This window comes from Chryseobacterium gambrini, assembly GCF_027920505.1.
In the GTDB taxonomy this organism is placed as follows: Bacteria; Bacteroidota; Bacteroidia; order Flavobacteriales; family Weeksellaceae; genus Chryseobacterium; species Chryseobacterium gambrini.
Map to the genome: position 1 here is coordinate 2,082,810 of NZ_CP115857.1, position 23,116 is coordinate 2,105,925.

Here is a 23,116-nt window from a genome sequence, read left to right on the forward strand (position 1 = left end):
TTAAAATCCGAATTTAAATGTTAAATAATAACTTCTGGTATTTGGGTTGTTGAAATAATCAAACCCTTGTGTATTAGATGATGAACCTGCAAATGAGTTTTCTGGATCTATTCCTTTATAGTTTGTAATTAGAAATAAATTTCTTGCACTTAAGCTCAACTCTGCATTTTTAACAAATGATAATCCCATTGACTGGGAAATTACTTTACTAAAATTGTAACTAAGAGTTACATCTCTTAATCTCAACCAGTTAATATCTTTTTCAATAGCTGTTTCGTTTGCACTTCCTGAGCCATCACCCAGATAGCTGACATAGTAAGTTTTATTTGATATTGCAATATTGTTGGGAGAACCATCTTCCAGTACACCAGGAATTACATATGTTCCGCTCCTATTCTCGGCAGAAGCCTGCGTCATTCCTAATCTGTTTAATCGAGCCAACGTTCCATTCCAAATATCTCCGCCTTTTCTAAAATCTAATAAGAAGCTTAACGATAAGTTCTTATATCTTAAATTATTTCTGAAACCTCCGGTCCAGTCTGGATTAGGATTTCCAATTAATTGAGATTCAGAACTTAAAATAGGGAGACCGTCTGAACCAATAATCAAATTTCCTGAATTATCCCTTCTGTAGGCAGAACCATAAAAAACACCTAATGGTTGTCCTAGAGATATTGTAGGAGTAAGATTACCACTAAAATAATCACTACCCATCGCAGAATTGTCGGGCACACCGTTTAAATCTACCACTTTATTTCTATTCATTGCCCAATTAAGAGTAAAATCCCAGCTAAAATTTTCCTTTTTGAAAATATCATATCCTAAACTTACTTCTAATCCTTTGTTTTCTACTGAAGGTCCGTTTGTATAATATGTGCTATAGCCAGAAGATGGTGCAATAGGAAGTGTTATCAACAAATCGTAATTTGTTGATTTGTAAGCACTCGCATTAAGATGAAGACGTTTAAACATTTCCAGTTCCAGTCCAATTTCAAATTCTTTATTATGTTCTGGTTTTAAATTTGAATTTCTTAATATTGTGGAGAAACCGTAAGCACCAACACTATTGTATGGAGATGTTAGTTGTGGACCAAATGAATCCGTAAAAAGAGGCGTTATATATGGTGTAATTACATTATAAGAAAGTGGTGCAGCATATGTACTTGCATACGACGCTCTAATTTTTCCTAAATTTACCCAACTTGGTAAACCTAATGTTTTATTGAACAACCACGATGCAGAAATAGATGGATAGAAATAAGAATTATTTTGCTTAGGTAATGCAGAATTCCAATCATTTCTTCCCGTAAGTGTAAGATAAACCTGATCATAGAAACCAAACTCTAATGATCCAAAAATCCCTCTCCTGATTTGTTTATAATCTGCGTTCTGAGCTTTGTAGTTCGAAAAATTACTTAAATTATATTGGTTTATCTCCAACATTGTAGATCCTACACTATACTGATCATTAAAAAAAGTGGAATTAATCTGCCCTCCAATATTATAATTTAGATTGATATTATCCGTGATATCAAAAATACCATTAAAAATTAAATCTAAGTTGTAAAGACTTTTTGTAAAAGTATCCAATATGACCTGACCTGTACCATCTGCTGTTGAATTACCGTTACTTGAGAATGAATAATTTTGCTGTGCATGAGTAGTATAAGTATCTACTCCTGCTCTAACGATTGCATTTAAGGATTTACTGTAATTATAATTAATATGCCCATTAAAAATTACGCGATTAGTTTCATCGGTATATGGGTTATTGTAAACTGTGTAAAAAGGATTATCATAGGCAGAAAAATAATTCTTATTATATCCCTGTGCAGTTTGATAATCTCTTACATCATAAGTTGAAGGCATACGTAATAACGAAAGCATAATTCCTGAAACATTACTTCCCTTTTGTGCTCTTATTCCTGTTGTATTACTATACAAGAAATCACCCCCAACTTTTAATTGCTCAGTAAATTTATATTCGCTATTAATATTAAAGGATGTCTTTTTTAGACTTGTATTAGGAACAATACCTGTTTGATTTAGATGACCGAAAGAAGCTCTAAAATTACCATTTTCTCCTCCTCCAGAAAGTGCTAAGTTATAATTATTTGTAACACCTGTTTGATAAAAATTCTTAACATTATCATAGGCTTTTAATCCTGATACACTGGAAATCAAAGGTCCCCAGGATTGGTTTGTTCCTCCAGTAAGAGGGAAACCATCTGAACCATATTGTGCGGGATCAATATAAGCGACACCATTAGTTCCTGCTGCATAGGTCTTTTGCAAATTAATCATATTGCTTAGCATATCATAACCTACAGTAGTAGAAAAATCAATACCTATCCCTTTTCTCTTACGTCCTTTTTTAGAAACGTATATAATTACGCCATTTCTTGCACCCTCGCCATATAAAGCTGCTGCAGCACCTCCTTTTAATACATTCACACTCTCAATATCATCAGGATTAATATCAACTGCTCTGTTAGAATCATCAACACCTCCAATATTAGTTCCGGATCCAGCATTATTATTGTATGAGTTATCTATAATCTGCCCATCCAGCACAATTAGAGGCTGACTGCTAAGTTCTATTGATTTCTGCCCTCTGATAACAATTTTACTTGATGCACCAGGAGTGCCTGCCGTTCCGGTTACCTGTACACCTGCAACTTTTCCTGCTAAACCTTGAATTACATTTGTTTCACCAGATTTTTGCAAATCTCCACCTCCAACTTGAGAGGTTGCATATCCTAAAGCTTTTTTTTCTCTTTTAATACCAAGCGCAGTAACAACAACACCCTCAATTTCTTGTGTTCTTACTGTATCATTTTTCTTTTGCTGAGCATTAGCAATAGCTAGGGATGAGGACAATACCAGTATAAGTATTCCCGTTGTTAATTTCTTCATATAAATTATATTTGCTATCACAAATATGTGAAATTTTATATTTAGCACAAAATAAAATCGGCTAAATTTAACATTTAGTCAAATAATCTTATCAATAAATCAAAATACTTTAATAAAAAAAGTTAAAACAAATCAAATTAACAAATATTACCAACAATAATTACATCAAATTTTATTATTTACTAAAAAAAGAAGTGACATTAAGTAAATAAAAAAACTATACGAACAAATATCTTTAATTACTGATAGTGAATTATTTAGAGTCTTAATTAAAAAATTATCTATCAAAACAAAATGAAGATATAATGCATGACATATATTTTGTTTTTTAGAAAAATAAATTTTAACACTTGGAAATAAAAAAAACCGCCCGAAGGCGGTTTTTAGATATTATTTTCAATAGATTAGTTTCTATTCCAGAAAGGAGTAAATTGATTTTTAACAAATACATCTGCCTGGTTTACCACCGGTACATTTGCACTATTTGTATTGTATTCTCTTGAAGGATAAACTAATCTCCACGGCTTGTTAGGCTGAGTAGCCGTAAGAGCTAAAGGAGTAACAGGATAACCTGTTTTCAAATAGTTGATATAAGTTTCTTGAGGCTTAATGAAGTGTAAAGCAACCATTCTTTGATATTGAATTGCTGCAATATGTCCATCAGATCCATTCCATCCATAAGGTTTTGTACTTAAGCTTGCTAAATAAGCACCTGCAGGATCTGGATTAGTAGTAGTAGGTGGTACAGCAAAAAACGTAAATGAAGCTCGCACAGCTTTTTCATAATGACCATATGCATTAGTGAAAATTGCCGGATATAATTCTGCGGCTTCAGCTTGCAATAGTTCAGCCTCTGAAGCACTCATTACTACTCCATCAATATTAGAATTATCGACAAATGCATTACCTTGAGCGTTAATCTGACGAAACTTCCAACCTAATCTTGAAAAAGAAGCTTCAGTTGCTCCGGGAGTCTGACCGTCTCCTTGAGTAATACCTCTAATTGTACCTCCAGCAGCTCTATACATAAAACCACGACGAGTATCAGTCGTTCCGGTAGTTTTAGCATTAGCTCCATTTAATAGACCAGCAAAATGACTAGAAATATCAATTAATCTGTATCCTTGAATATTCTCAGTTTGCTGATCAAAGTTTAAATAAGCATAATTTCTGATTAATGGATTTTGCTGTGCAGCAGTACCACTACCATAACCTGGATTAATTTTCACATCTCCATCAGTATCAGATAAGAACTGTGCTCCTTGTAAAGACTGAAGTTGAGCCGTTACAAAAGCTTTTATAGTAGCATCAGTAACTTTTGACTGTCTAAGTAATAATCTCAGTTTAATTGTATTAGCCAATTTTAACCATTTAGTCATATCACCTGCAAAAATTTCATCTTCTGTACCTACTGCAAATTGAGGATTACCAGTATTAATGCTAGTGATCGCATCGTTGATCATCAATACTAAATTCTTGTAAATATCCTCACCCTTATCATATTTTGGAGTAAGATTCGCATCACGCTTGAATGCATCAGAGAATGGAGCATCTCCAAAGAAATCTACAATATACTGCATTTCATTTGCCATCAAAATCTTCGCAATCGCAGCGTGATTAGAATATTGAGCAGCTTGAGGATTATTATAAATACTTGCATATCTACTCATTGCCAGATAACTGTTATTCCAAAAGTTATTTCCTCTGGTAAATGCTGAAGTTACCTGTAACTGATATTCAGCACTATAAGGAGAGGCAAAATAATAAATATTTCCAGCCCAGTTGTTCATCCAGACATTGGATAATTCAAAAATATCTCCTACCTGTACATTATAGTTAGAAGTTTGAGCTGCACTTAAATATAAATTTGGAGTTACAGCCTCAACGCTAGGGTCGTTTGGCGAAATGTTATCATCAAGCTTACAAGAAGCAACTGATAATGCTGCTAACGCTATAAAAATATATTTTTTCATTGTAATAAAATTAATTAGTGAGTGAATTAGAAAGTGATACTGATATTACCTCCATAAGTTCTTAGATTAGGATACTGTGTAGCTGCATTTCCAATAAAACCAGCATAAGCCCCATTTCCATCAAATCCTGTTTCAGGATCATCATAATTTCTGTTTTCTTTTGCAAATTTAATGAATGGATTTCTAGCCTGGAATCCAATAGTAAGCTCATTAATTTTAGAATTCCCTAATATTTTTTTATCAAATGTATAAGAAATAGCAATTTCACGAACTTTAAACGCTGTAGCATCCATTACAAAATTTTCACCTACAGAATTATATGTAGCTCCTCCATAATGTTCTGATAAAGCCAATGTAGGATTATAATTAGCATTATTAGGATTATTAAAAGTAGTTGCAAAAATAGGAACACTTGTGTTCGCAACGTAAGCACCATTCTGTAAGTATACCGAGTTAGGTATTACATAAGGTTTTGTTCTATCAAAATTTGCAGATTCTTCAAGCTGTCCAGAGAATGCCATCGAGTTTTTAGTACCAGAATAGAATACATGTCCTGTACGGTAATCAGCTGTTGCAGATAATGTAAAGCCCTTTACTTTTAATGACGTTGTAAGACCTAAAATATATTTAGGTGTATTTCTTCCCAAAACGCTAAGCTGAGAATTAACCTGAGGTAAACCTGTAGCAGCATTTACAACGATTCTTCCTTGATCATCTCTAACGTAAGTTGTTCCTTTAATTACTCCGAATTTCTCACCTTCAACAGCAAAGATACCTACGGAAGAAGAAGAAAGCAGAGCAATCTCTTTTGCACCATCAGCCAATTTAGTAACTTTACTATAGCCACTTGTAAAGTTAGCTCCGATATCCCAACGAATATTTTTATTTTTGATTGGAACAAAATTAATATTCATCTCAATACCTCTTCCTTCCATATCTCCAACATTTCTCCACTGTCCAGTTAAACCTGTTGCACTAGATGTTGTTTGAAGAGTAATTAAGTCATCTGTTTTACTTTTATACACAGCTCCATCAAACGTAATTCTATCATTGAATAGACCAAATGATAAACCTACTTCGGCTCTAGTAGTAAATTCAGGATTTAATGATCGATCTGTTACAGTTGTTTGTGGTTGGTAGCTTATATATCCACTACCAGCATATGGATATCCACCACCTACAATAGCCACTGGATATAACTGATAATTCCCAATAGCTGAAATACCTCCTGTTCTTTCTAATGCAGCATTAACCTTCAAATAATTCAACACTTTGCCTCCAAAATCAAATGCTTTTGTCGGAATAAATGAAAGTGAAGCCGATGGGAAGAAATAAGAGAAATCATTACTTACAGATAATTGTTTTAAACTTGAATTCATCTCATATCTTCCTGCTGCATTGAAGAATAGATATTTTTTATATGATAAATCGATATTTCCTAAAAATGCATGAACATTAGTGTGGAATTTTCTATTATTTAAAGTACTTGGCTGTGCCGGATTAGATAAATTTGGAATAGTATATAATCCCGGAATCAATAAACCTGTACCTCCAGCTTGGCTGTTTGTAGTTCTTCTATCCTGATAGTTATGACCTACTGTAACATCTAAATTTAAATCCGTTGCAATATCATAATTTAAATTTAAAGTTAAATCTCCATAATAGTTCTGTTGATTTACATTTGATTGAAAATAACTCGACTGAACATTAGGGAAAATTCCATCGTAAATTGGAGCTACTACATAACCATCATTATAATTACTGCTTTCAGCATTATTAAAGCTCATGTTACCACGATATGACAAATTAATATGATCGTCAAACTTATAAGCAGCTGCACCAATTAGATTAAAATAGTTCTGAATGGAATTAGATCTTACGTGTTTTTGTCTAAAATACGGGCTGGTGTAATAAATATTCCAACCATATGCATTGTCTGAATAATCTTTAAACTTCTCAATTGGAATATCTGAAGCACTCTGAAGCAAATCGTGATAAATAGTTGCATCAGCCTGAGAAGTTTTCGTTCTGATATAATTAATCTGACCGTCAAAAGACCATTTATTGATCTTTGTACCTCCTTTCATTAAAACTGAGTATCTGCTTAATTTATCATCAGCTACGATAAATTCTTTCTCTAAACTTCCAAGAGTTAATCCGAAATATCCATTGCTATTACCAGTAGATACTGATAAAGTATTTTGGAAAATTGTACCTGTCTGGAAAAAATCTTTAACATTATCTTTCCCATAAGGAGCAAAAGTTGACATAATTGAAGCTCCTTCATCCCCGGTAGGAGCATTATCATTTGGATTAACAGTAATAAAACCATCTCCATCAAAATCATATAAAGGAACACCATATGGCTGCATTGTTCCAGCATATGCAGGATCATTGAATGCTGGTCCCCATGCTCCATTTTCTACGTTAACTTTTTTACCATACCATCCTTGTCCATAGTTTCTTTGTCTTTTTGGTAAGAAAGCGACTGTTTCGAAATCTACAGAAGAGTTATAATTAATTCTTAATCCTCCGCTCGCAGTACCTCTTTTCGTAGTTACTACTACTACCCCGTTAATACCTTGAGAACCATATATTGCTGCTCCTCCGGCACCTTTTATGATATTGACTGATTCTATCAAATCAGGAGGTAATTGAGCCAAAATGTTAGCACTGGAAATAACATTATCGATAACAACTAAAGCTTCTTGGTTACCAGTAATCGTTGTAGGAGTTCTGATGACAATACTTTGAGATGAATTTACACTACTGTTTGTCTGATTAATTCTTACACCAGAAGCCTTACCTGCAATAGCACTTATTGCATTAGGGTTATTAGCCGCTTTTAACTGCTGATTGCTAATAATTTGCTGAGCTGTAGTAACTTCATCCTTTACTTTCAATCTTCCAGTTACTGGCTGAACGAAAACAACTTCTTCAATGGTTGTCGTTCTAGGAATTGTATCATTTCCTTTCTTTTGAGCGTTGACAACCGCAAAAGAGGATGATAAAACTACCAGTAGAACACTTGCTGTTAATTTCTTCATATTTAAATTGATTATTTTTTATTATTTGCAAATATGTAAAACTTTCTTAAAGTAACCAAATATTTTGTTAAAAATCTTTAATATTGCATGATTTTACCTTGGTGAAATAGCGGAAATTATGGATTTAATAAAAAAATGGTCGATTTTTTATGTTGAAGCAGGTTGTGATGAAGTGGGTCGAGGCTGTTTATCCGGACCTGTGGTAGCTGCTGCAGTAATTTTAGATGAGAATTTTAACCAAAATTTGGTTAACGATTCCAAAAAGTTAAATTTTAAGACAAGAATGGATCTTGACAGCTACATCAAAGATAATGTTAAAGATTACGCAGTTGCAGAACTTTCTCCCGCATTTATAGATCAGCATAATATACTGAATGCAAGCATCCATGCCATGCATCAGGCTTTGGATAAATTAATAATAAGACCTGAATTGATTTTAGTGGACGGAAACAGATTTCACCCTTACAATTTTATTCCACACGAATGTATTATTAAAGGAGATTCTAAAGTCTTGTCTATTGCTGCGGCTTCTATTTTAGCAAAAAATTACAGAGACAAATTAATGATCGAACTTCATGAAGAGCATCCCGAATACGGATGGAACACAAATTTTGGCTATGCTACTAAAAAACATCAGGAAGCGCTGATAAAATTCGGACCGACTAAATATCACAGACAGTCTTTCAGACTGAAATATGACTAATATTGAATATTTGAAGTAAAAAAGAGAGGCAAAATTAAATTTACCTCTCTTTTTTTGTATTATAGAAAATGTTATTTTTTCTTTCTCTGTTGCTGTTGCACGTTTTGCTGCTCCTGAGCTTTCTCCATCATCTCTCTCATACGCTTCTGGAATTTTCCTTCCATTTTAGGCTTTTCTTTATTTGCCTGAATCTGCGCATGGATTTTCTTCTCATCCAGAATTACATATTTAATAACAAGGATTATTAAGATGTTAATGGCATTTGATACGAAATAATACCAGGAAAGACCCGATGCAGACGTATTTAAAAAGAATAAAAAGGTAACCGGGAAGATGTACATTAAGACCTTCATATTTGGCATACCTTCCTGTTGTGGCTGCTGCATATTTCCTGAAGTCATTACGGTATAAATTAAGATCACCACGGTACAAGCCAAAGCGAAAACACTTAGATGGTCTCCAAGGAAAGGAACTTTAAAAGGCAATTTTATCAAATCATCATAAGCCGTTAAATCTTTTGCAAACCAGAATCCTTTACCTCTAAGATCAATAAAGTTCGGAAAGAAACGGAATAACGCATAGAAAATAGGAATCTGCACCAACGCCGGCAAACATCCCGCCATCTGATTAACTCCCGCTTTTCGATAAACCTCCATCGTAGCCTGCTGCTTTTTCATCGGATCTGCATCCTTGAATTTGGCATTTACCTCATCAATTTCTGGACGGATTACTCTCATCATCGCGCTTAATTTGTGCTGTTTGTACATAATTGGCGATAAGATTAGTTTCACAATAATTGTCATTAAGAAAATTACCCAACCTGCAGATAATCCCCAACCAGCAATTACACTGTAAAGCCACATAAAGAAATAACGGTTCATCCATCCGATGAAAGACCATCCTAAAGGAAGAATTTCATCAAAGTTTTTATCATACGTTTTTAATAATGGTAAATCCAAAGGCATAAAGTACCATGTGAAATCCTGATTCAGTTCACTTCCGTTCATCTGAACAAAACCTTCATAGTTTAATTTTTTCAGATACTCCCCTTCTTCAATCGCTTCCTGATTTCCTTTGCTTTGGGTAAATCCTGTTTTAGATTCAATTACAGAAGCGAAGAACTGCTGTTTAACCCCGATCCAGTTAAGCGTTTCTTTGTCTTCTTCCATCGTTGTTCTTCCATCGTACTCATAATCTTTATAATTATTGAAAGCATATGAGAATTCTGAGTGAGACTGTTCCTGCGCTCTACCCTTTTCAAGGTTTCTTACACTGTAATCCCAGATAAAATCTGCTTTATTATCAGACGTAATTTTTGCCAGTCCCTGTGTTCTTACTTTGAAATCTAAAGCATACTGATCTTTCAGTTCTGCTTTTGGATTATTGTTTAATGAATATACAAACTGAATGGTTGCACCATTATAATTTGCTGTTAGCGTAGCAACATTTCCATTGACAACAGGAGCAAAAACTAAATCTTTAGTATTGATAATTTTTCCCGTTTTATCTTTAAACTGAAAACCGTAGTTGGAGTTATTTTTCGTGATCAGGTAAAGCGGAAGATCTGCATTATCTGTTTTATGATCGTATGCTTTGTATTTTGCAAGTTCCACTTTAGAAACCTGCCCTCCTAAACTGTTGAATTCAATTTTCAATTCATTATTCGCCAGAGTTGCCGTCTGAATTGAGCCGGGAGTTACATTTGGATTGATATTGGTTGCCTGAGTCTGTTTTACGGCATTTTTAGCTTGTTCAGTTTTCTGCTGCTGAGCTTTTACTGCATCTTCTTTCGATTGTTTGTTTTGGAAATAAAACATGAAACCGAAAAGAACTAAGCATAAAACCGCAAAACTAATAATCTGACTTTTATCGAGTCCGTTGTTCTGTTGCATTTTATCTTTAATTAAAATTTTTACCTATTAAATAATATATAGTAAACGCTATACATTTTCGAGTCGACAAAAATACTGTTTTTTTATCAAAACTCTATTCTTTAATGCATTACTATATAATAAACTCAGGCTGAGAATAATCAGTCTGAGTTTATTTATGACGTTTGTAATTTTTAAATTACTTTATTTTGAAGTACAAGCTTTAATAAAAGCTCTGAATAAAGGATGCGGCGTTGCAACCGTACTTTTGTATTCAGGGTGATACTGAACTCCTACATAAAACGGATGATCCGGCATTTCCAACGCTTCCACCAATCCTGTTTCAGGGTTTGTTCCCGTTGCTAAGAAACCGTTTTTCTCGAATTCTCCAATGTAATCGCTGTTGAATTCATATCTGTGACGGTGTCTTTCCGTAATATTTTTTGCTCCGTAGATTTCGTTTAATTTAGAACCGTTTTTCAGGGAACACTTCCATGCCCCAAGACGCATTGTTCCCCCTTTGTCTACTACATTTTTCTGTTCTTCCATTAAAGAAATTACAGGATGCTCCGTAGAAGTATCGAATTCCATAGAATTTGCTTTAGTGTATCCTAAAACATTTCTAGCGAATTCAATCGTCATAATCTGCATTCCCAAACAAATTCCCAACATCGGAATTTTATTTTCTCTTGCATATTGAGCTGTAAGAACCTTTCCTTCAATTCCTCTGTCTCCGAATCCCGGTGCAACCAAAATCCCACTCACTCCGGATAAAGTTTCTTTAATATTTTCAGCCGTTAAATCTCCACTGTACACCCATCTGATCTTCACTTCCGTTTCAAGATCTGCTCCGGCATGTTTGAAAGCCTCAGCAATGGAAATATATGAATCCTGAAGAGAAACGTATTTTCCAACCAACGCAATTTCAACAGATTTTTTAGGATTCTGGAATTTCTTTAAGAACGATTTCCAGTCTTTAAGATCCGCTTCTTTATCACTTTTCAGATCTAATTCTTTAAGAACCACATCATCAAAATTCTGTTTCTGAAGATACATCGGAACTTCATAGATCGTTTCCAGATCTTTACATTCGATCACGTTATCCAAAGGAACATTACAGAACTGAGCCAGTTTGGCTCTCTGATCTTTCGGGATCTTATGTTCTGTACGGCAAACCAAAACATCCGCCATAATTCCGCTCTCCATCAACTGACGAACGGAATGCTGAGAAGGTTTTGTTTTTAATTCTCCGCTGGAAGCCAGATAAGGCAATAAAGTAAGGTGAATTACCATAGAATTTTTCTCACCCAGTTCCCATTTCAACTGACGAACTGTTTCAATGTAAGGTAAAGATTCAATATCCCCTACCGTTCCCCCGATCTCTGTAATAATGATATCGTAGTTCTGTTTGGATAAGATTTTAATTCTGCGTTTAATTTCGTTCGTAATATGAGGAATTACCTGAACAGTTTTTCCAAGGAAATCTCCTTTTCTTTCCTTTTCGATTACCGTCTGGTAGATTTTTCCTGTCGTAACGTTATTGTTTTGGGAAGTAGGAGCATCAAGGTAACGCTCGTAGTGACCTAAATCCAGATCCGTCTCCGCACCATCTTCGGTTACATAGCATTCTCCGTGTTCGTAAGGATTCAAAGTTCCCGGATCGATATTGATATAAGGATCAAGCTTTTGAATAGTTACATTGAAGCCACGCGATTTTAGTAGAAGTCCAAGAGAAGCTGAAACGATTCCCTTTCCCAAAGATGAAGTTACACCTCCTGTCACAAAGATGTACTTAGTATTCTTTTTACTCATTAGATTAGGTTTGTGCAAAGTTAGGGGAAAAAGAAATACAAAGCAATTTTGTATTCAAATTTGATTATGTATTTTAGAACTTCGAAAATTATAACAATGAAAATTCTTAACCAATTAGTCTACTTAAAAAAGGTTGAGCTCTTACCTGAAAATGGACTACTCCTGAAGTTTGACAACTTACCAATCTGGAAAAACAACAGGTTTAATATATACTTTACAGATCGCCACCATGATTATTACGAAGGCATTTTTATTTACTTCAAAAAGAATATTTTAAATTACCATTTGCTATTGCAGAGTCATATTGGAGAACAACTGTACATCGAAATTTCAAATCAAAATTTAAATGTTTGGTACGCAGAGTATTTTGACCATATTGAAGACCGAAACACTGTAGATCACTTAGAAGAAATAGAAATTTTAAATTATAATTTTGAAAAGCTGGAAAAAACATCTCAAGACTGGAAAGAAGAATACCAAGAATTAGAAAAAACCTATCTTGATTTGCTGTCAAAAAAATAATCAAAAATAAAAAAAGGCTCTCAACATCTGAAAACCTTTCTTAATCAATATTACTGTGTAAAAACTATATTTTGGTCATTTCAAAATACAGATTAACATCTACTTCTTTAGCAACTCCAGTTCCTGTAGGATCATATTTAATATCATAATCCAAACGGTTTATGGTAAAACTCGTCTGGAAACCCATCACTTCTTTTCCCTGTTGATTTTTCGCTATTCCACCGAAAGTTACCGGAACAGAGATATCTCTGGTTACGTCTTTTATGGTTAATTTACCTTTTAGAGTGTAGGTATTATTTTTATCCTTTTTCATAGACGTCGTTACGAAACTCATCGTCGGATATTTTTCTGCACTGAAAAAGTCTTCGCTTTTCAAATGCTTATCCCTCATTTCAACTCCTGTATTAATGGTGTTTACCTCAACCGTAAAATTCAGGTCTGCATTTTCTAAAGTATTGCCCTTTGTGGAAGCCTTCCCGTCAAACTTATCAAATCTTCCCTGCACAAAGCTGATTCCCATATGTTTGATGTTGAAATTAACAGAAGAATGCATCGGATCTACCGCCCAGTCTGTCTGCGCAAAACTGAAAACACTTAGTAATGTAAATACAAAAGTTAAAAGTAATTTTTTCATTGTATAATATTTTGAATTAATTGTTGTACAAAGGTAAGTTACTTATAACAACGAACTATTGATCTACGTTATTTTTTGATTTTGCTAAATTTATTTTTGAATATAGTCTATCTATTAAAAACATCATCAGTAAAACAAAAAAAGAATTCAGATACAATAAAAAATCTAAAAACAGAATTTCTTCACCCCCCGTAAAATAAGCGAAAGGATTTGCTCCGCTAATAATTAATGTAAATAGATAAATAATTTCAAATAAAAATGCATTCTTCAGAATCGTATTGTAAGTTTTATTGAAAATCAAAACCGTTAAAAATCCTATCGCAGAAACCATTAAACCACTTAATAAGACCGCAATCGGAGCCATTGCGATTCCGCCTGATTTTCCATCTGTAAAAACTAAAGACCAATCTGTAAACTGAGCATTCAGAAGACTCATCACCACAAAAACCATCAAACTCAGGAAAATATTTTTCATGGTTGAAAATTAATTAAAATTCGAAAGAAAAATTCAAAAAAAATTTTGAACTTCGCAGTATGGCAAAACTCAAAACAGCATATTTCTGTCAGAACTGCGGAACCCAGTATTCCCAATGGATGGGACAGTGCAAAAACTGCGGACAGTGGAATACCTTGGTGGAAGAAGTGGTGGAAAAAACTACTTCACACAAGACTCCGCCTTTTTCAAAAACAAAACAGCACGTCATCAATATCGTAGAAGTTGAAACCAATGAAGAACCGAGAATAAAAACACCTTCTGAAGAGCTCAACAGGGTTTTGGGAGGCGGAATTGTCTTAGGATCTGTCACCCTGATCGGCGGAGAACCGGGAATCGGTAAGTCTACCCTGCTCCTTCAATTGGCTCTGAAAATGAAGAAAAAAGTTTTCTATGTTTCGGGGGAAGAAAGTGCTTCTCAAATTAAAATGAGAGCCGACCGTCTGACTGATATCCAAAATCCCAACTGCTTTTTGTTTACAGAAACCAATCTGGAAAAAATTCTTCATGAAGCTAAAAAACTGGAGCCCGACTTTGTGATTATCGATTCCATTCAGACATTGCAGTCACAACTGATTGAAAGTTCGCCGGGAACGGTTTCCCAGATCCGCGAATGTTCCAATGAAATTATTAAATACGCCAAAGAAAACAACGTTCCTGTATTTTTGGTAGGTCACATCACCAAAGACGGACAAATTGCAGGACCGAAAGTTCTAGAACACATGGTGGATGTGGTTTTGAATTTCGACGGCGACAGAAATCATCTTTTCAGATTATTGAGAGCCAACAAAAACCGTTTCGGATCGACTTCCGAGATCGGGATTTATGAAATGATTTCTCAGGGTTTAAAGGAAATTAAAAATCCATCTGAAATTTTAATCACCAAAAAATTTGAAGAACTTTCCGGAAATTCTGTAGCCGTGACTCTGGAAGGAAACCGTCCGATGCTTTTAGAAATTCAGGCTTTGGTAAGTACCGCTGTTTACGGAACACCACAGAGAAGTTCCACAGGTTTTGATGCCAAAAGATTAAATATGCTTCTTGCGGTTCTGGAAAAAAGAGCAGGTTTTCAACTCGGAGCAAAAGACGTTTTCTTAAATATTACCGGAGGCATAAAAACCGATGATCCGGCTCTGGATTTGGCAGTCGTAGCTTCCATTCTTTCATCCAATGAAGATATTGCGATTTCCGAACATTATTGTTTTGCGGGAGAAATTGGTTTAAGTGGCGAAATCCGTCCGATCGCACAGGCGGAACAGAGAATTACCGAAGCGGAGAAATTGGGCTACGAAAAGATTTTCATTTCTAATCTGAACAAATTACCGAAGAAAAAATTCGGGATTAAAATAGAAGAAGTAAGCAAAATCGAGGATTTTCACGAAAGATTATTTTAATTAAAAACACAAAATATTAAATGATGAAAACCAGCATCCTCAATTACTATAACCATCTTGCAAAAACCTATGACGAAAACCGTTTCGGGAATTCCTACGGAAAATACATCGATGAACAGGAAAGAGCTTTTTTAAATTCCTTTTTTAGAAATAAAAGCTACGTAAAAGTTCTGGATTTGGGATGCGGAACAGGTCGTCTGCTGAATTTTGCCACTCACGGCGCAGATTTCAGTGAAGAAATGCTGAATATTGCCCGAAAAAAATATCCTGAAAAAATTTTAACGAAAGGAGAAATTTCAAAAATCCCTTTTGTGGATGAATTTGACTGTATTTTCTGTTTCCACGTCATCATGCATCAAAACAGAAAGGAAACGGAAGCTTTTTTAGATGAATGCTTTTCGAAATTAACCAAAAACGGAACTTTAATTTTCGATTACCCCACGAAAAACAGGCGAAAAGTTGTTTCTCCTCAAGAAGATTGGCACGCTGGAAACAGTTTTACCCCGGAAGAAATTTTTAAGCTGTCTCAAAAGCAATGGAAGATTAAAAATACAGCAGGAGTTTTACTGTTCCCCATTCACAGGATTCCGAAAAAACTGAGAAGATATTTTCTGTCTCTGGATATTTTTCTGTGTAAAACCGTTCTGAAAAACTGGGCTTCCTATCAAATTGCTGTTTTAGAAAAACGATGAAACAACAGATAAAAAAATGGATTCCCCATCATTGGAAATTGCAGTTGAAATTATTGCAGCGGTATTTCGGTGAGCGAAAAACAAAATATGTTTATTCAAAAGACTACAGTTCCGAAAACATCGGAGAATATAAAATTGAGCTTCGGCAGGTCATAAAAAAAGGAGAATTTTACGAGAACAAACTTCATAATCTGAAGATTGTCGGAGAAAAAATCAACCATCTGATTATTTATCCCAACGAAGTTTTTTCTTTCTGGAAACTGACCGGAAAGCCTAGTAAAAGTAATGGCTTTAAAGAAGGACGAAATTTAATTAAAGATCATATTTCGAGTGATTTTGGAGGCGGAATTTGTCAGTTTTCTTCAATTTTATACTTTTTAGCATTACAGTCAGGTTTAAAAATCATTGAAAGATATCCGCATTCCATTGATATTTATAAGGATCATGAACGTTTTACACCTTTAGGTTCAGACTGTACCGTAGTTTATGGTTACAAAGATCTGCAGCTTCAAAATCCGTTTTCCTTTCCTGTTCAGTTACAATGTTCCGTCGGTGATGGCGAACTTTTGGTAAGCCTTTTTTCCCAAGAAAAAATTATTATCCATCCCATCGATTTCACCTATTCTGAAACTGAAAAAGGAGTTTGGGCAGAAACACACCGCAACGGTGAAATTCTGGCTAAAAATTTCTATATTCGTTTATGAATTATTTGGCGCACTCCTTCCTTACCTTTACAGACGGACAGATTGTCGGTCAGTTTCTGGAAGATTTTATCCGAAACAGAGACCGTTATTCTTTTCCGAAAGATATTCAGGATGGCATTACTTTACACCGCGCCATAGATACGTTTACAGATTCGCATCCCGCCATTCATGAAGCCAAAAAAGTTTTTGCCCCATTGGTGAGATTATACGCAGGAGCTTTTGTGGATGTTGCGATGGATTATTTTGTAGCGAATGATTTAAGTCTGAACTCTTTGGAAGGCTGGAAAAATCATTCCCAAAAAGTATATCGTGTTCTGAATGAAAATTATGAATTTCTTCCCGAAAATTTCAGAATGATGCTTGAAAAAATGGAAGAAGGCGATTGGCTTTACAACTACCGTTTCGAGAAAAATATCGGTTACAGCATGAGAAACGTTCTGAACAAAGCAAAATATTTAAACATTGATATTCCCGTTCACGAAGCTTTTTTAAAAAATAAAGATTTTCTTCAGGAATGTTATGATGATTTTTTTCCTGATTTATCAGAACACGCCAAAGGAATCAATGCGCTTTTACAGCTCGAAAATTAATTTTTAAAACTGCTGAAACAAATAACGGTTCGGATAAGTTAATTTTTCACTTTTTCGGTTTCCGTTAACAATGATGTGGACGATATTGATCTGATCGTCAAACAAATTATACAGGAAACTTACCGCTGCTTCTACTTTTTTAGGATTGTCTATTTTTTCAGATTCGAGATAAACATTAACGGATTCGTGATCTTCTTCGTAGCCTACATAATTAACGTTCAGAAATTTATTATTGCCTTTTAACTTAAAATATTCTGCGGAATAATTTTTAAGAGATTCGTTGAGCTGTGCTTTGAATTTCGGATCGTTGAAATGAAGAGTTTTTCCGTATTTGTTGTTTAATCCGTTTTCCAGATCATCCAGAAAAAAACGTCCTGTAATTTCAAACGTTTTGGATTTCTGATTGTAATTAATTTCTACAGAACCTACATGATAAGGATGTTTTGCCTTTGTAAAAGAGAAAAATATAATTAAGACGGTAAAGAAGAAAAACAGTTTTTTCATTGTAATAAATCAAGGATTTTTTGTGGGTCTTGTCGCATATCGAAGAACAGTAGAACTTTAATTTTAGTCTCGCTTTCTTTTCGGAAGAACATTCTTACGTGTTTTTTGCCGATTAAAACACTTTTCGTCTTGTGAAAGGAACTTTGAAACTGAGAATATTTTCCATTTTCAAGATCATTTGTTATTCTTTTCACATCTTCTAAGAAAATAACAACTTCACGATTGGTCCAGACTCTCTTAAGAAATTCGATATTTTCGGCTAAAGTTTTTTTTGCTATTTCTGAGAATTCAATCTGCATATTTCTTCATCAATAAACTTAAAGAAATCCTTTTTCGAGATCATGTCTTCATCTTTCAGAGATTCCCCATATTTTTCAATCTCTTCAAAAATATGAGAAGGCAGACCTTCAACCGTTTCATAATTATTTTCTACAATTCTTACTCCTTTCAGTCTTTCTAAAAGCTGCTTAACGAAAAAATAATCTTCTTTATTATCTATTTCTATGGTAAGGTTCATTGTATTGATTTTACACAAAGTTAAAATAAATTTTGTATCATCGCGTTTCAAAAATAATATTGGAAAAATGCAGGATTTTTTATTCTATCTGAACCTCGGCTGGGAACACATTATTTCTTTGGATGCACTCGATCATCAGCTTTTTGTTCTGGCTTTAATTGCGGTATATTCTTTTAACGACTTAAAGAAAGTTTTAATTCTTGTCACCGCTTTCACCATCGGACATTCCATTACTTTGGCATTAAGCACTTTTGATATCATAAGAATCAATTCAGACTGGGTAGAATTTCTCATTCCGTTGACGATTGTATTAACTTCGCTGAATAATATCCTTATCCGAAATAAAAAACAGTCTCAGAATAACGCCAATTATTATTTAGCCTTAATTTTTGGATTGATCCACGGAATGGGCTTTGCGAATACCGCAAGAGTGATGATTGCTAAAAGCCAGAGTATTGCCATTCCTCTTTTAGGCTTCAATATCGGTTTGGAATTGGGACAGATTGCGATTGTTTTCGGGATTTTAATGCTGCTCTTTATTTTGCTTAAACTATTCAAAGTAAACCAGAAAGACTGGATTCTTTTTGTCTCTTCCGGCGTATTTGCTTTATCCTTAAAAATGACATTAGAAAGAATTCCTTTTTAACGCTGAAACATTTTCAAATTTTCAGCTACTTATTATTATATTTGAAAATCTTTAAAACAATTTCGGTTATGAAACTAAAAGTTGCCATACTTTCTCTTTCTGTATTTGCGTATACAGGTTTCACCGCACAGAATATTCAGAATAATCCGGGAAGCAACCACGGAAATAAATTCGAACAGTTAGGAACCATTCTTCCTACGCCTAATATCTACAGAACCGCTTCCGGAGCTCCCGGTCATGGCTATTGGCAAAACAGAGCCGATTACGAGATCAATGCTTACCTTGATGAAGACAAAAGAAATTTAAAAGGTTCTGAAACCATTACGTATTACAATAATTCTCCGGATGATCTGGATTATATCTGGCTTCAGCTTGATGAGAATCAACAGTCAACGGTAAAGAAAGCCGACTTTCCGTTCTCTTCTACCCTTCCGAAAGCAGCAACAGACCAACAGTTGAAAGCTTCTGAAGTTCCGGCAATTGATAATGGTTATGGAGTAAATCTTGAAAAAGTAACGGATGCTTCAGGAAATCCTTTGAAATATACCGTCAATAAAACCATGATGCGTATTGATCTTCCTAAAGTTCTGAAAAAAGGAGAAAAACTGGTTTTCAAAGTAGACTGGAATTACAATATCCCGAACCGAATGAAAATGGGTGGTCGTGGCGGTTACGAAAACTTCCCTGAAGAAGGAAACGATCTTTACACCATGACGCAATGGTATCCGAGAATGTGTGTATACAGCGATTTCCACGGATGGCAGAATCATCAGTTTACAGGAAGAGGAGAATTTGCTCTGGTTTTCGGAAATTTTAAAGTTTCGATGAATGTTCCCGCAGATCATGTTGTGGGTGGAACCGGAGAATGTAAAAACTACGATCAGGTTTTAACATCTGAGCAATTGGCAAGATATAACAAGTCTAAAACTTCTACGGAACCTGTAGAAATCGTGACTCTGGATGAAGCTAAAAAAGCAGAGAAAAATCATTCAAAGCAGAGAAAAACATGGACTTTTGAAGCGAATGACGTGAGAGATTTCGCATGGACTTCTTCCAGAAAATTTGTGTGGGACGGAATGGGCGTTACGATTCCTGAAAACAACAATAAAGTAATGGCAATGAGCTTTTATCCTAAAGAAGCTTATGGATTATACAGAAAATATTCAACCAAAGCAGTTGCGCATACCATTAAAACCTATTCAGAATTCACGATTCCGTATCCATATCCTGTTGCACAGTCTGTAGAAGCGGCAAACGGAATGGAATATCCGATGATTTGCTTCAATTACGGAAGAACGGAAAAAGACGGAACCTATTCAGAAGGAATTAAAAACGGAATGTTGGGCGTTGTGATTCACGAGGTGGGACATAATTTCTTCCCAATGATCATTAATTCAGACGAAAGACAATGGAGCTGGATGGACGAAGGATTAAACACTTTCGTGGAATACCTTACAGAAGAAAAATGGGATAATAAATTCCCTTCAAAAAGAGGTCCGGCGTGGACAATTGTGGATTACATGAAACTTCCGAAAGATCAACTGGAGCCGATTATGAGCAATTCTGAAAACATTATTCAGTTTGGTCCGAATGCGTATTCCAAACCGGCAACCGGATTGAATATTCTTCGTGAAACAATCATGGGAAGAGAGCTTTTTGATAAAGCTTTTAAAACCTATGCGAAAAGATGGGCTTTCAGACATCCTGAACCTGCAGATTTTTTCAGAACGATGGAAGACGCAAGCGGTGAAGATCTGGACTGGTTCTGGAGAGGCTGGTTCTACGGAACAGATCCTGTAGATATTGCGATTGATAAAGTGACGATTGCAACTCCGGATCTGAATACTGCTCCAAGAGAGGCCAAAGAAAATAAATATAAAGTTGATAAACCTGCCCTGAACGAATTTGAAGACATTTCAAAAATCAGAAACAGAGAAGATAAAAACATTACTTTCTACGTAGATAAAGACAAGGAAGCACAGGATTTCTATTACAGATACGACAGAGGTCAGGAAAAAGTGGATAACAACAAAGAATACACTTCTAAATTCGACGGAACCGAACCTTTAACGCAGAAAGAAAAAGATAAATTTAAAAATCTTACCGCTTATCAAATTGATTTCGTGAACAAAGGAGGTTTGGTAATGCCGATTATTTTAGAATTTACTTTTGAAGACGGAACAAAACTTACCGACAAATCTTCTGCACAGATCTGGAGAATGAACGAGCAGAAAGTTTCTAAAACGTATTATTTTGAAAAGAAATTGAAATCTGTTCAGCTTGATCCGATGAGAGAAACTGCCGATATTGATACTTCCAACAATTTCTGGAGCAATGACGGCGGAACAGCACAGATTTCCAAATTCGATCTCTTTAAGCAGAAAGAAGCAGGAAATGCAAGAGGCGCTTCCAACGGAAAAGTAAACCCGATGCAGGCTGCAGGGAAAAAATAAGCCGAAAAGTACTGTAACTTTTACATAAAGGGCACTACTTATTATTAAAAAATCATGAGATTATTTCTGATCCTTTTAATAATAAGCAGTGCCCAATTTTTTGCTCAGAAAACCATTGTTTCAAGTAATGTAAAACTGGAATCGCAATACATTAAAGATGAAATTTCCGATGCAGTATGGTACGCTGAAAAAGGTGACCAGAAAATGGAAATCGGGAAAATAACGTCCGAGGTAAAAAAGTTAGACAAAAACAGACTTCTTCTTAAAACTACGGTAAAGATGAATCAGGCTCCGGATAAACCATGGACGGATTCTACGGTGGTAAGAATTTCAGATTTTCAGCCGATGTATCATTCTTCCTACAATATGATGAGAGACATGGTGATTAAGTTTGAAAAAAATAAAGCAACAGGATATTATTTCGATAAAAAAGCACAGAAAAAAGACATTATCGACGAAAAAATTTCTACTGAATATTTCGACAGCAATGTCTATCCCGCAATCATAAGATTTATGCCTCTAAAAGAAAATCTATCTGTGGAAATTCCAATTTTCGATTATAATCCGGCTGCTAATAAAGGCGTTATAAAAGCCTATGTGGAAAATATAACCAAAGGAGATCTTAACGGCAAAAAAGTATGGATCGTAAAAACCACGGATGATATTCAGGACAGAAAGTCCGTCGTTACTTACTACATTGATACTTCAACAAGAAAGGTTTTAAAACAGGAAATAGATTCCGACGGAAGAAAAATGGTTATGGAATCTGTGAAATAATTCATTAAAAGTTTGTCTAACGGCAAGCTTTTTTTTCTGCCAAAATTTCCGCTCGGCAAAAATTAGTCTGCCAAAATTTTCTTTTGTCTCTGTTGGCATACAATTAGAGAATTTGAAGACAGAAATAATTAAAAAAATTAAATATATTATGTCAGTAAACTTTAAACCATTAGCAGACAGAGTTTTGATCGAGCCGATCGCTGCAGAAACTAAAACAGCTTCAGGTATTATTATTCCGGACACCGCAAAAGAAAAACCTCAGGAAGGTACTGTTGTGGCAGTTGGCCCGGGCAAAAAAGATGAGCCTACAACTGTAAAAGTGGGTGACAAAGTTCTTTACGGGAAATATTCAGGTTCTGAATTGAAATTGGAAGGAAAGGATTATTTAATTGTAAAAGAGGGAGATTTACTAGGAATAATTGGCTAATAGCTTTTTGCTTCTGGCAGATGGCTTTCCAGCATTGAAAATAGTAAATGAGAGATTTCAAAAAATTTGAAGTTTGGCAATTAAGCCATCAACTGACTTTAAAAATTTATACCTCAACCAAAAATTTTCCAAAGGAAGAAATGTTTGGTTTGACCTCTCAAGTCAGGAGATCATTTGCTTCTATCGGATATAATATTTCGGAAGGAAGCGGAAGAAATTCAGATAAAGAGTTTGCTAATTTCATCAATATTGCGCTGGGATCATCCAATGAAGCAGAAAACCAATTAATTCTTGCTAAAGATTTAGATTACATTAATGAAAATGAATACCAAAATCTTTCAGAAGAATTAACCCTGCTAAAAAAGAAGCTTGTCACGCTTTGGAACAGGCTTAACGGAAATTAAAATCAAATTATAAAAAATAAACCGCGAATTGCTAAAG

The 23,116-nt window shown here is 34.8% G+C and carries 21 protein-coding genes; 11 read left to right on the top strand and 10 right to left on the bottom strand.

Translation table 11 applies throughout. The annotated features are described in order from the left end of the window. The 3 genes from PFY09_RS09355 to PFY09_RS09365 form a co-directional block, all read right to left on the bottom strand. Window positions 1-2,916 carry a SusC/RagA family TonB-linked outer membrane protein gene (locus PFY09_RS09355; RefSeq protein ID WP_271162229.1) on the bottom strand — a complete coding sequence of 972 codons (2,916 nt, stop codon included), beginning with the start codon at window positions 2,914-2,916 and terminating at the stop codon, window positions 1-3. Between the two features lie 404 nt (window positions 2,917-3,320). Further along, on the bottom strand, window positions 3,321-4,889 hold the full coding sequence (locus PFY09_RS09360; protein WP_271162230.1) for a SusD/RagB family nutrient-binding outer membrane lipoprotein: 1,569 nt from the start codon (window positions 4,887-4,889) through the stop codon (window positions 3,321-3,323). A gap of 26 nt (window positions 4,890-4,915) precedes the next feature. After that, window positions 4,916-7,936 (bottom strand): SusC/RagA family TonB-linked outer membrane protein, encoded by a 3,021-nt coding sequence (locus PFY09_RS09365; RefSeq protein WP_271162231.1) that lies wholly within the window; start codon window positions 7,934-7,936, stop codon window positions 4,916-4,918. A 118-nt stretch (window positions 7,937-8,054) separates the two neighbouring features. Between PFY09_RS09365 and PFY09_RS09370 the strand changes: the two genes are divergently transcribed. Next, window positions 8,055-8,639, top strand: a complete 585-nt coding sequence (locus tag PFY09_RS09370; protein WP_076390797.1) for a ribonuclease HII — start codon at window positions 8,055-8,057, stop codon at window positions 8,637-8,639. Between the two features lie 71 nt (window positions 8,640-8,710). On the opposite strand, the gene yidC is transcribed toward PFY09_RS09370, so the two are convergent. Then, window positions 8,711-10,531 (bottom strand): membrane protein insertase YidC, encoded by a 1,821-nt coding sequence (gene yidC / locus PFY09_RS09375; RefSeq protein WP_271162232.1) that lies wholly within the window; start codon window positions 10,529-10,531, stop codon window positions 8,711-8,713. Between the two features lie 183 nt (window positions 10,532-10,714). After that, the gene (locus tag PFY09_RS09380) at window positions 10,715-12,322 is read right to left on the bottom strand and encodes a CTP synthase (RefSeq protein ID WP_268055128.1); all 1,608 of its coding nucleotides are present in this window, start codon (window positions 12,320-12,322) and stop codon (window positions 10,715-10,717) included. Between the two features lie 96 nt (window positions 12,323-12,418). On the opposite strand from PFY09_RS09380, the gene PFY09_RS09385 reads away from it, so the two are divergent. Continuing rightward, window positions 12,419-12,844: a hypothetical protein gene (locus tag PFY09_RS09385; RefSeq protein WP_256040118.1), complete on the top strand. Its 426-nt coding sequence runs from the start codon at window positions 12,419-12,421 to the stop codon at window positions 12,842-12,844. 64 nt (window positions 12,845-12,908) lie between these two features. Here the strand turns inward: PFY09_RS09385 and PFY09_RS09390 are convergent, their stop codons facing one another. Further along, window positions 12,909-13,478: a YceI family protein gene (locus tag PFY09_RS09390; protein WP_256040117.1), complete on the bottom strand. Its 570-nt coding sequence runs from the start codon at window positions 13,476-13,478 to the stop codon at window positions 12,909-12,911. A gap of 55 nt (window positions 13,479-13,533) precedes the next feature. Then, a complete protein-coding gene (locus PFY09_RS09395) occupies window positions 13,534-13,953 on the bottom strand; it encodes a hypothetical protein (RefSeq protein WP_271162233.1) in 420 nt (139 codons plus the stop codon). A 59-nt stretch (window positions 13,954-14,012) separates the two neighbouring features. Between PFY09_RS09395 and radA the strand changes: the two genes are divergently transcribed. The 4 genes from radA to PFY09_RS09415 are packed head-to-tail and all read left to right on the top strand — an operon-like array spanning window position 14,013 to window position 17,351. Next, the gene (radA, locus tag PFY09_RS09400; protein WP_076390791.1) at window positions 14,013-15,365 is read left to right on the top strand and encodes a DNA repair protein RadA; all 1,353 of its coding nucleotides are present in this window, start codon (window positions 14,013-14,015) and stop codon (window positions 15,363-15,365) included. Between the two features lie 23 nt (window positions 15,366-15,388). After that, entirely contained in the window at window positions 15,389-16,057 is a 669-nt protein-coding gene (locus PFY09_RS09405; protein ID WP_271162234.1) for a class I SAM-dependent methyltransferase, read from the top strand. Next, the gene (locus PFY09_RS09410) at window positions 16,054-16,761 is read left to right on the top strand and encodes a VanW family protein (RefSeq protein ID WP_271162235.1); all 708 of its coding nucleotides are present in this window, start codon (window positions 16,054-16,056) and stop codon (window positions 16,759-16,761) included. The genes PFY09_RS09405 and PFY09_RS09410 overlap by 4 nt, the downstream gene beginning before the upstream one ends. Next, window positions 16,758-17,351 (top strand): acyl carrier protein phosphodiesterase, encoded by a 594-nt coding sequence (locus PFY09_RS09415; protein WP_271162236.1) that lies wholly within the window; start codon window positions 16,758-16,760, stop codon window positions 17,349-17,351. Before PFY09_RS09410 ends, PFY09_RS09415 begins: the two co-directional genes overlap by 4 nt. Window positions 17,352-17,354: 3 nt before the next feature. Here PFY09_RS09415 and PFY09_RS09420 read toward each other — a convergent pair whose 3' ends face one another. The 3 genes from PFY09_RS09420 to PFY09_RS09430 are packed head-to-tail and all read right to left on the bottom strand — an operon-like array spanning window position 17,355 to window position 18,372. Further along, a complete protein-coding gene (locus PFY09_RS09420; RefSeq protein ID WP_271162237.1) occupies window positions 17,355-17,855 on the bottom strand; it encodes a DUF6702 family protein in 501 nt (166 codons plus the stop codon). Next, window positions 17,852-18,154 carry a hypothetical protein gene (locus tag PFY09_RS09425; protein ID WP_108409193.1) on the bottom strand — a complete coding sequence of 101 codons (303 nt, stop codon included), beginning with the start codon at window positions 18,152-18,154 and terminating at the stop codon, window positions 17,852-17,854. Before PFY09_RS09425 ends, PFY09_RS09420 begins: the two co-directional genes overlap by 4 nt. Continuing rightward, entirely contained in the window at window positions 18,130-18,372 is a 243-nt protein-coding gene (locus PFY09_RS09430; protein ID WP_256040111.1) for a hypothetical protein, read from the bottom strand. The genes PFY09_RS09425 and PFY09_RS09430 overlap by 25 nt, the downstream gene beginning before the upstream one ends. A gap of 67 nt (window positions 18,373-18,439) precedes the next feature. On the opposite strand from PFY09_RS09430, the gene PFY09_RS09435 reads away from it, so the two are divergent. From PFY09_RS09435 to PFY09_RS09455, 5 genes are all read left to right on the top strand, one after another. Beyond that, window positions 18,440-19,018, top strand: coding sequence for a HupE/UreJ family protein (locus PFY09_RS09435; RefSeq protein ID WP_271162238.1), 579 nt, complete (start codon window positions 18,440-18,442; stop codon window positions 19,016-19,018). A gap of 68 nt (window positions 19,019-19,086) precedes the next feature. Continuing rightward, on the top strand, window positions 19,087-21,471 hold the full coding sequence (locus PFY09_RS09440; RefSeq protein ID WP_271162239.1) for a M1 family metallopeptidase: 2,385 nt from the start codon (window positions 19,087-19,089) through the stop codon (window positions 21,469-21,471). A 54-nt stretch (window positions 21,472-21,525) separates the two neighbouring features. Further along, window positions 21,526-22,248 carry a DUF3108 domain-containing protein gene (locus PFY09_RS09445; protein ID WP_271162240.1) on the top strand — a complete coding sequence of 241 codons (723 nt, stop codon included), beginning with the start codon at window positions 21,526-21,528 and terminating at the stop codon, window positions 22,246-22,248. A 148-nt stretch (window positions 22,249-22,396) separates the two neighbouring features. Then, entirely contained in the window at window positions 22,397-22,675 is a 279-nt protein-coding gene (locus PFY09_RS09450) for a co-chaperone GroES (protein WP_029295711.1), read from the top strand. Between the two features lie 47 nt (window positions 22,676-22,722). Further along, window positions 22,723-23,079: a four helix bundle protein gene (locus PFY09_RS09455; protein ID WP_268055142.1), complete on the top strand. Its 357-nt coding sequence runs from the start codon at window positions 22,723-22,725 to the stop codon at window positions 23,077-23,079. The last annotated feature ends 37 nt before the right edge of the window (window positions 23,080-23,116 follow it).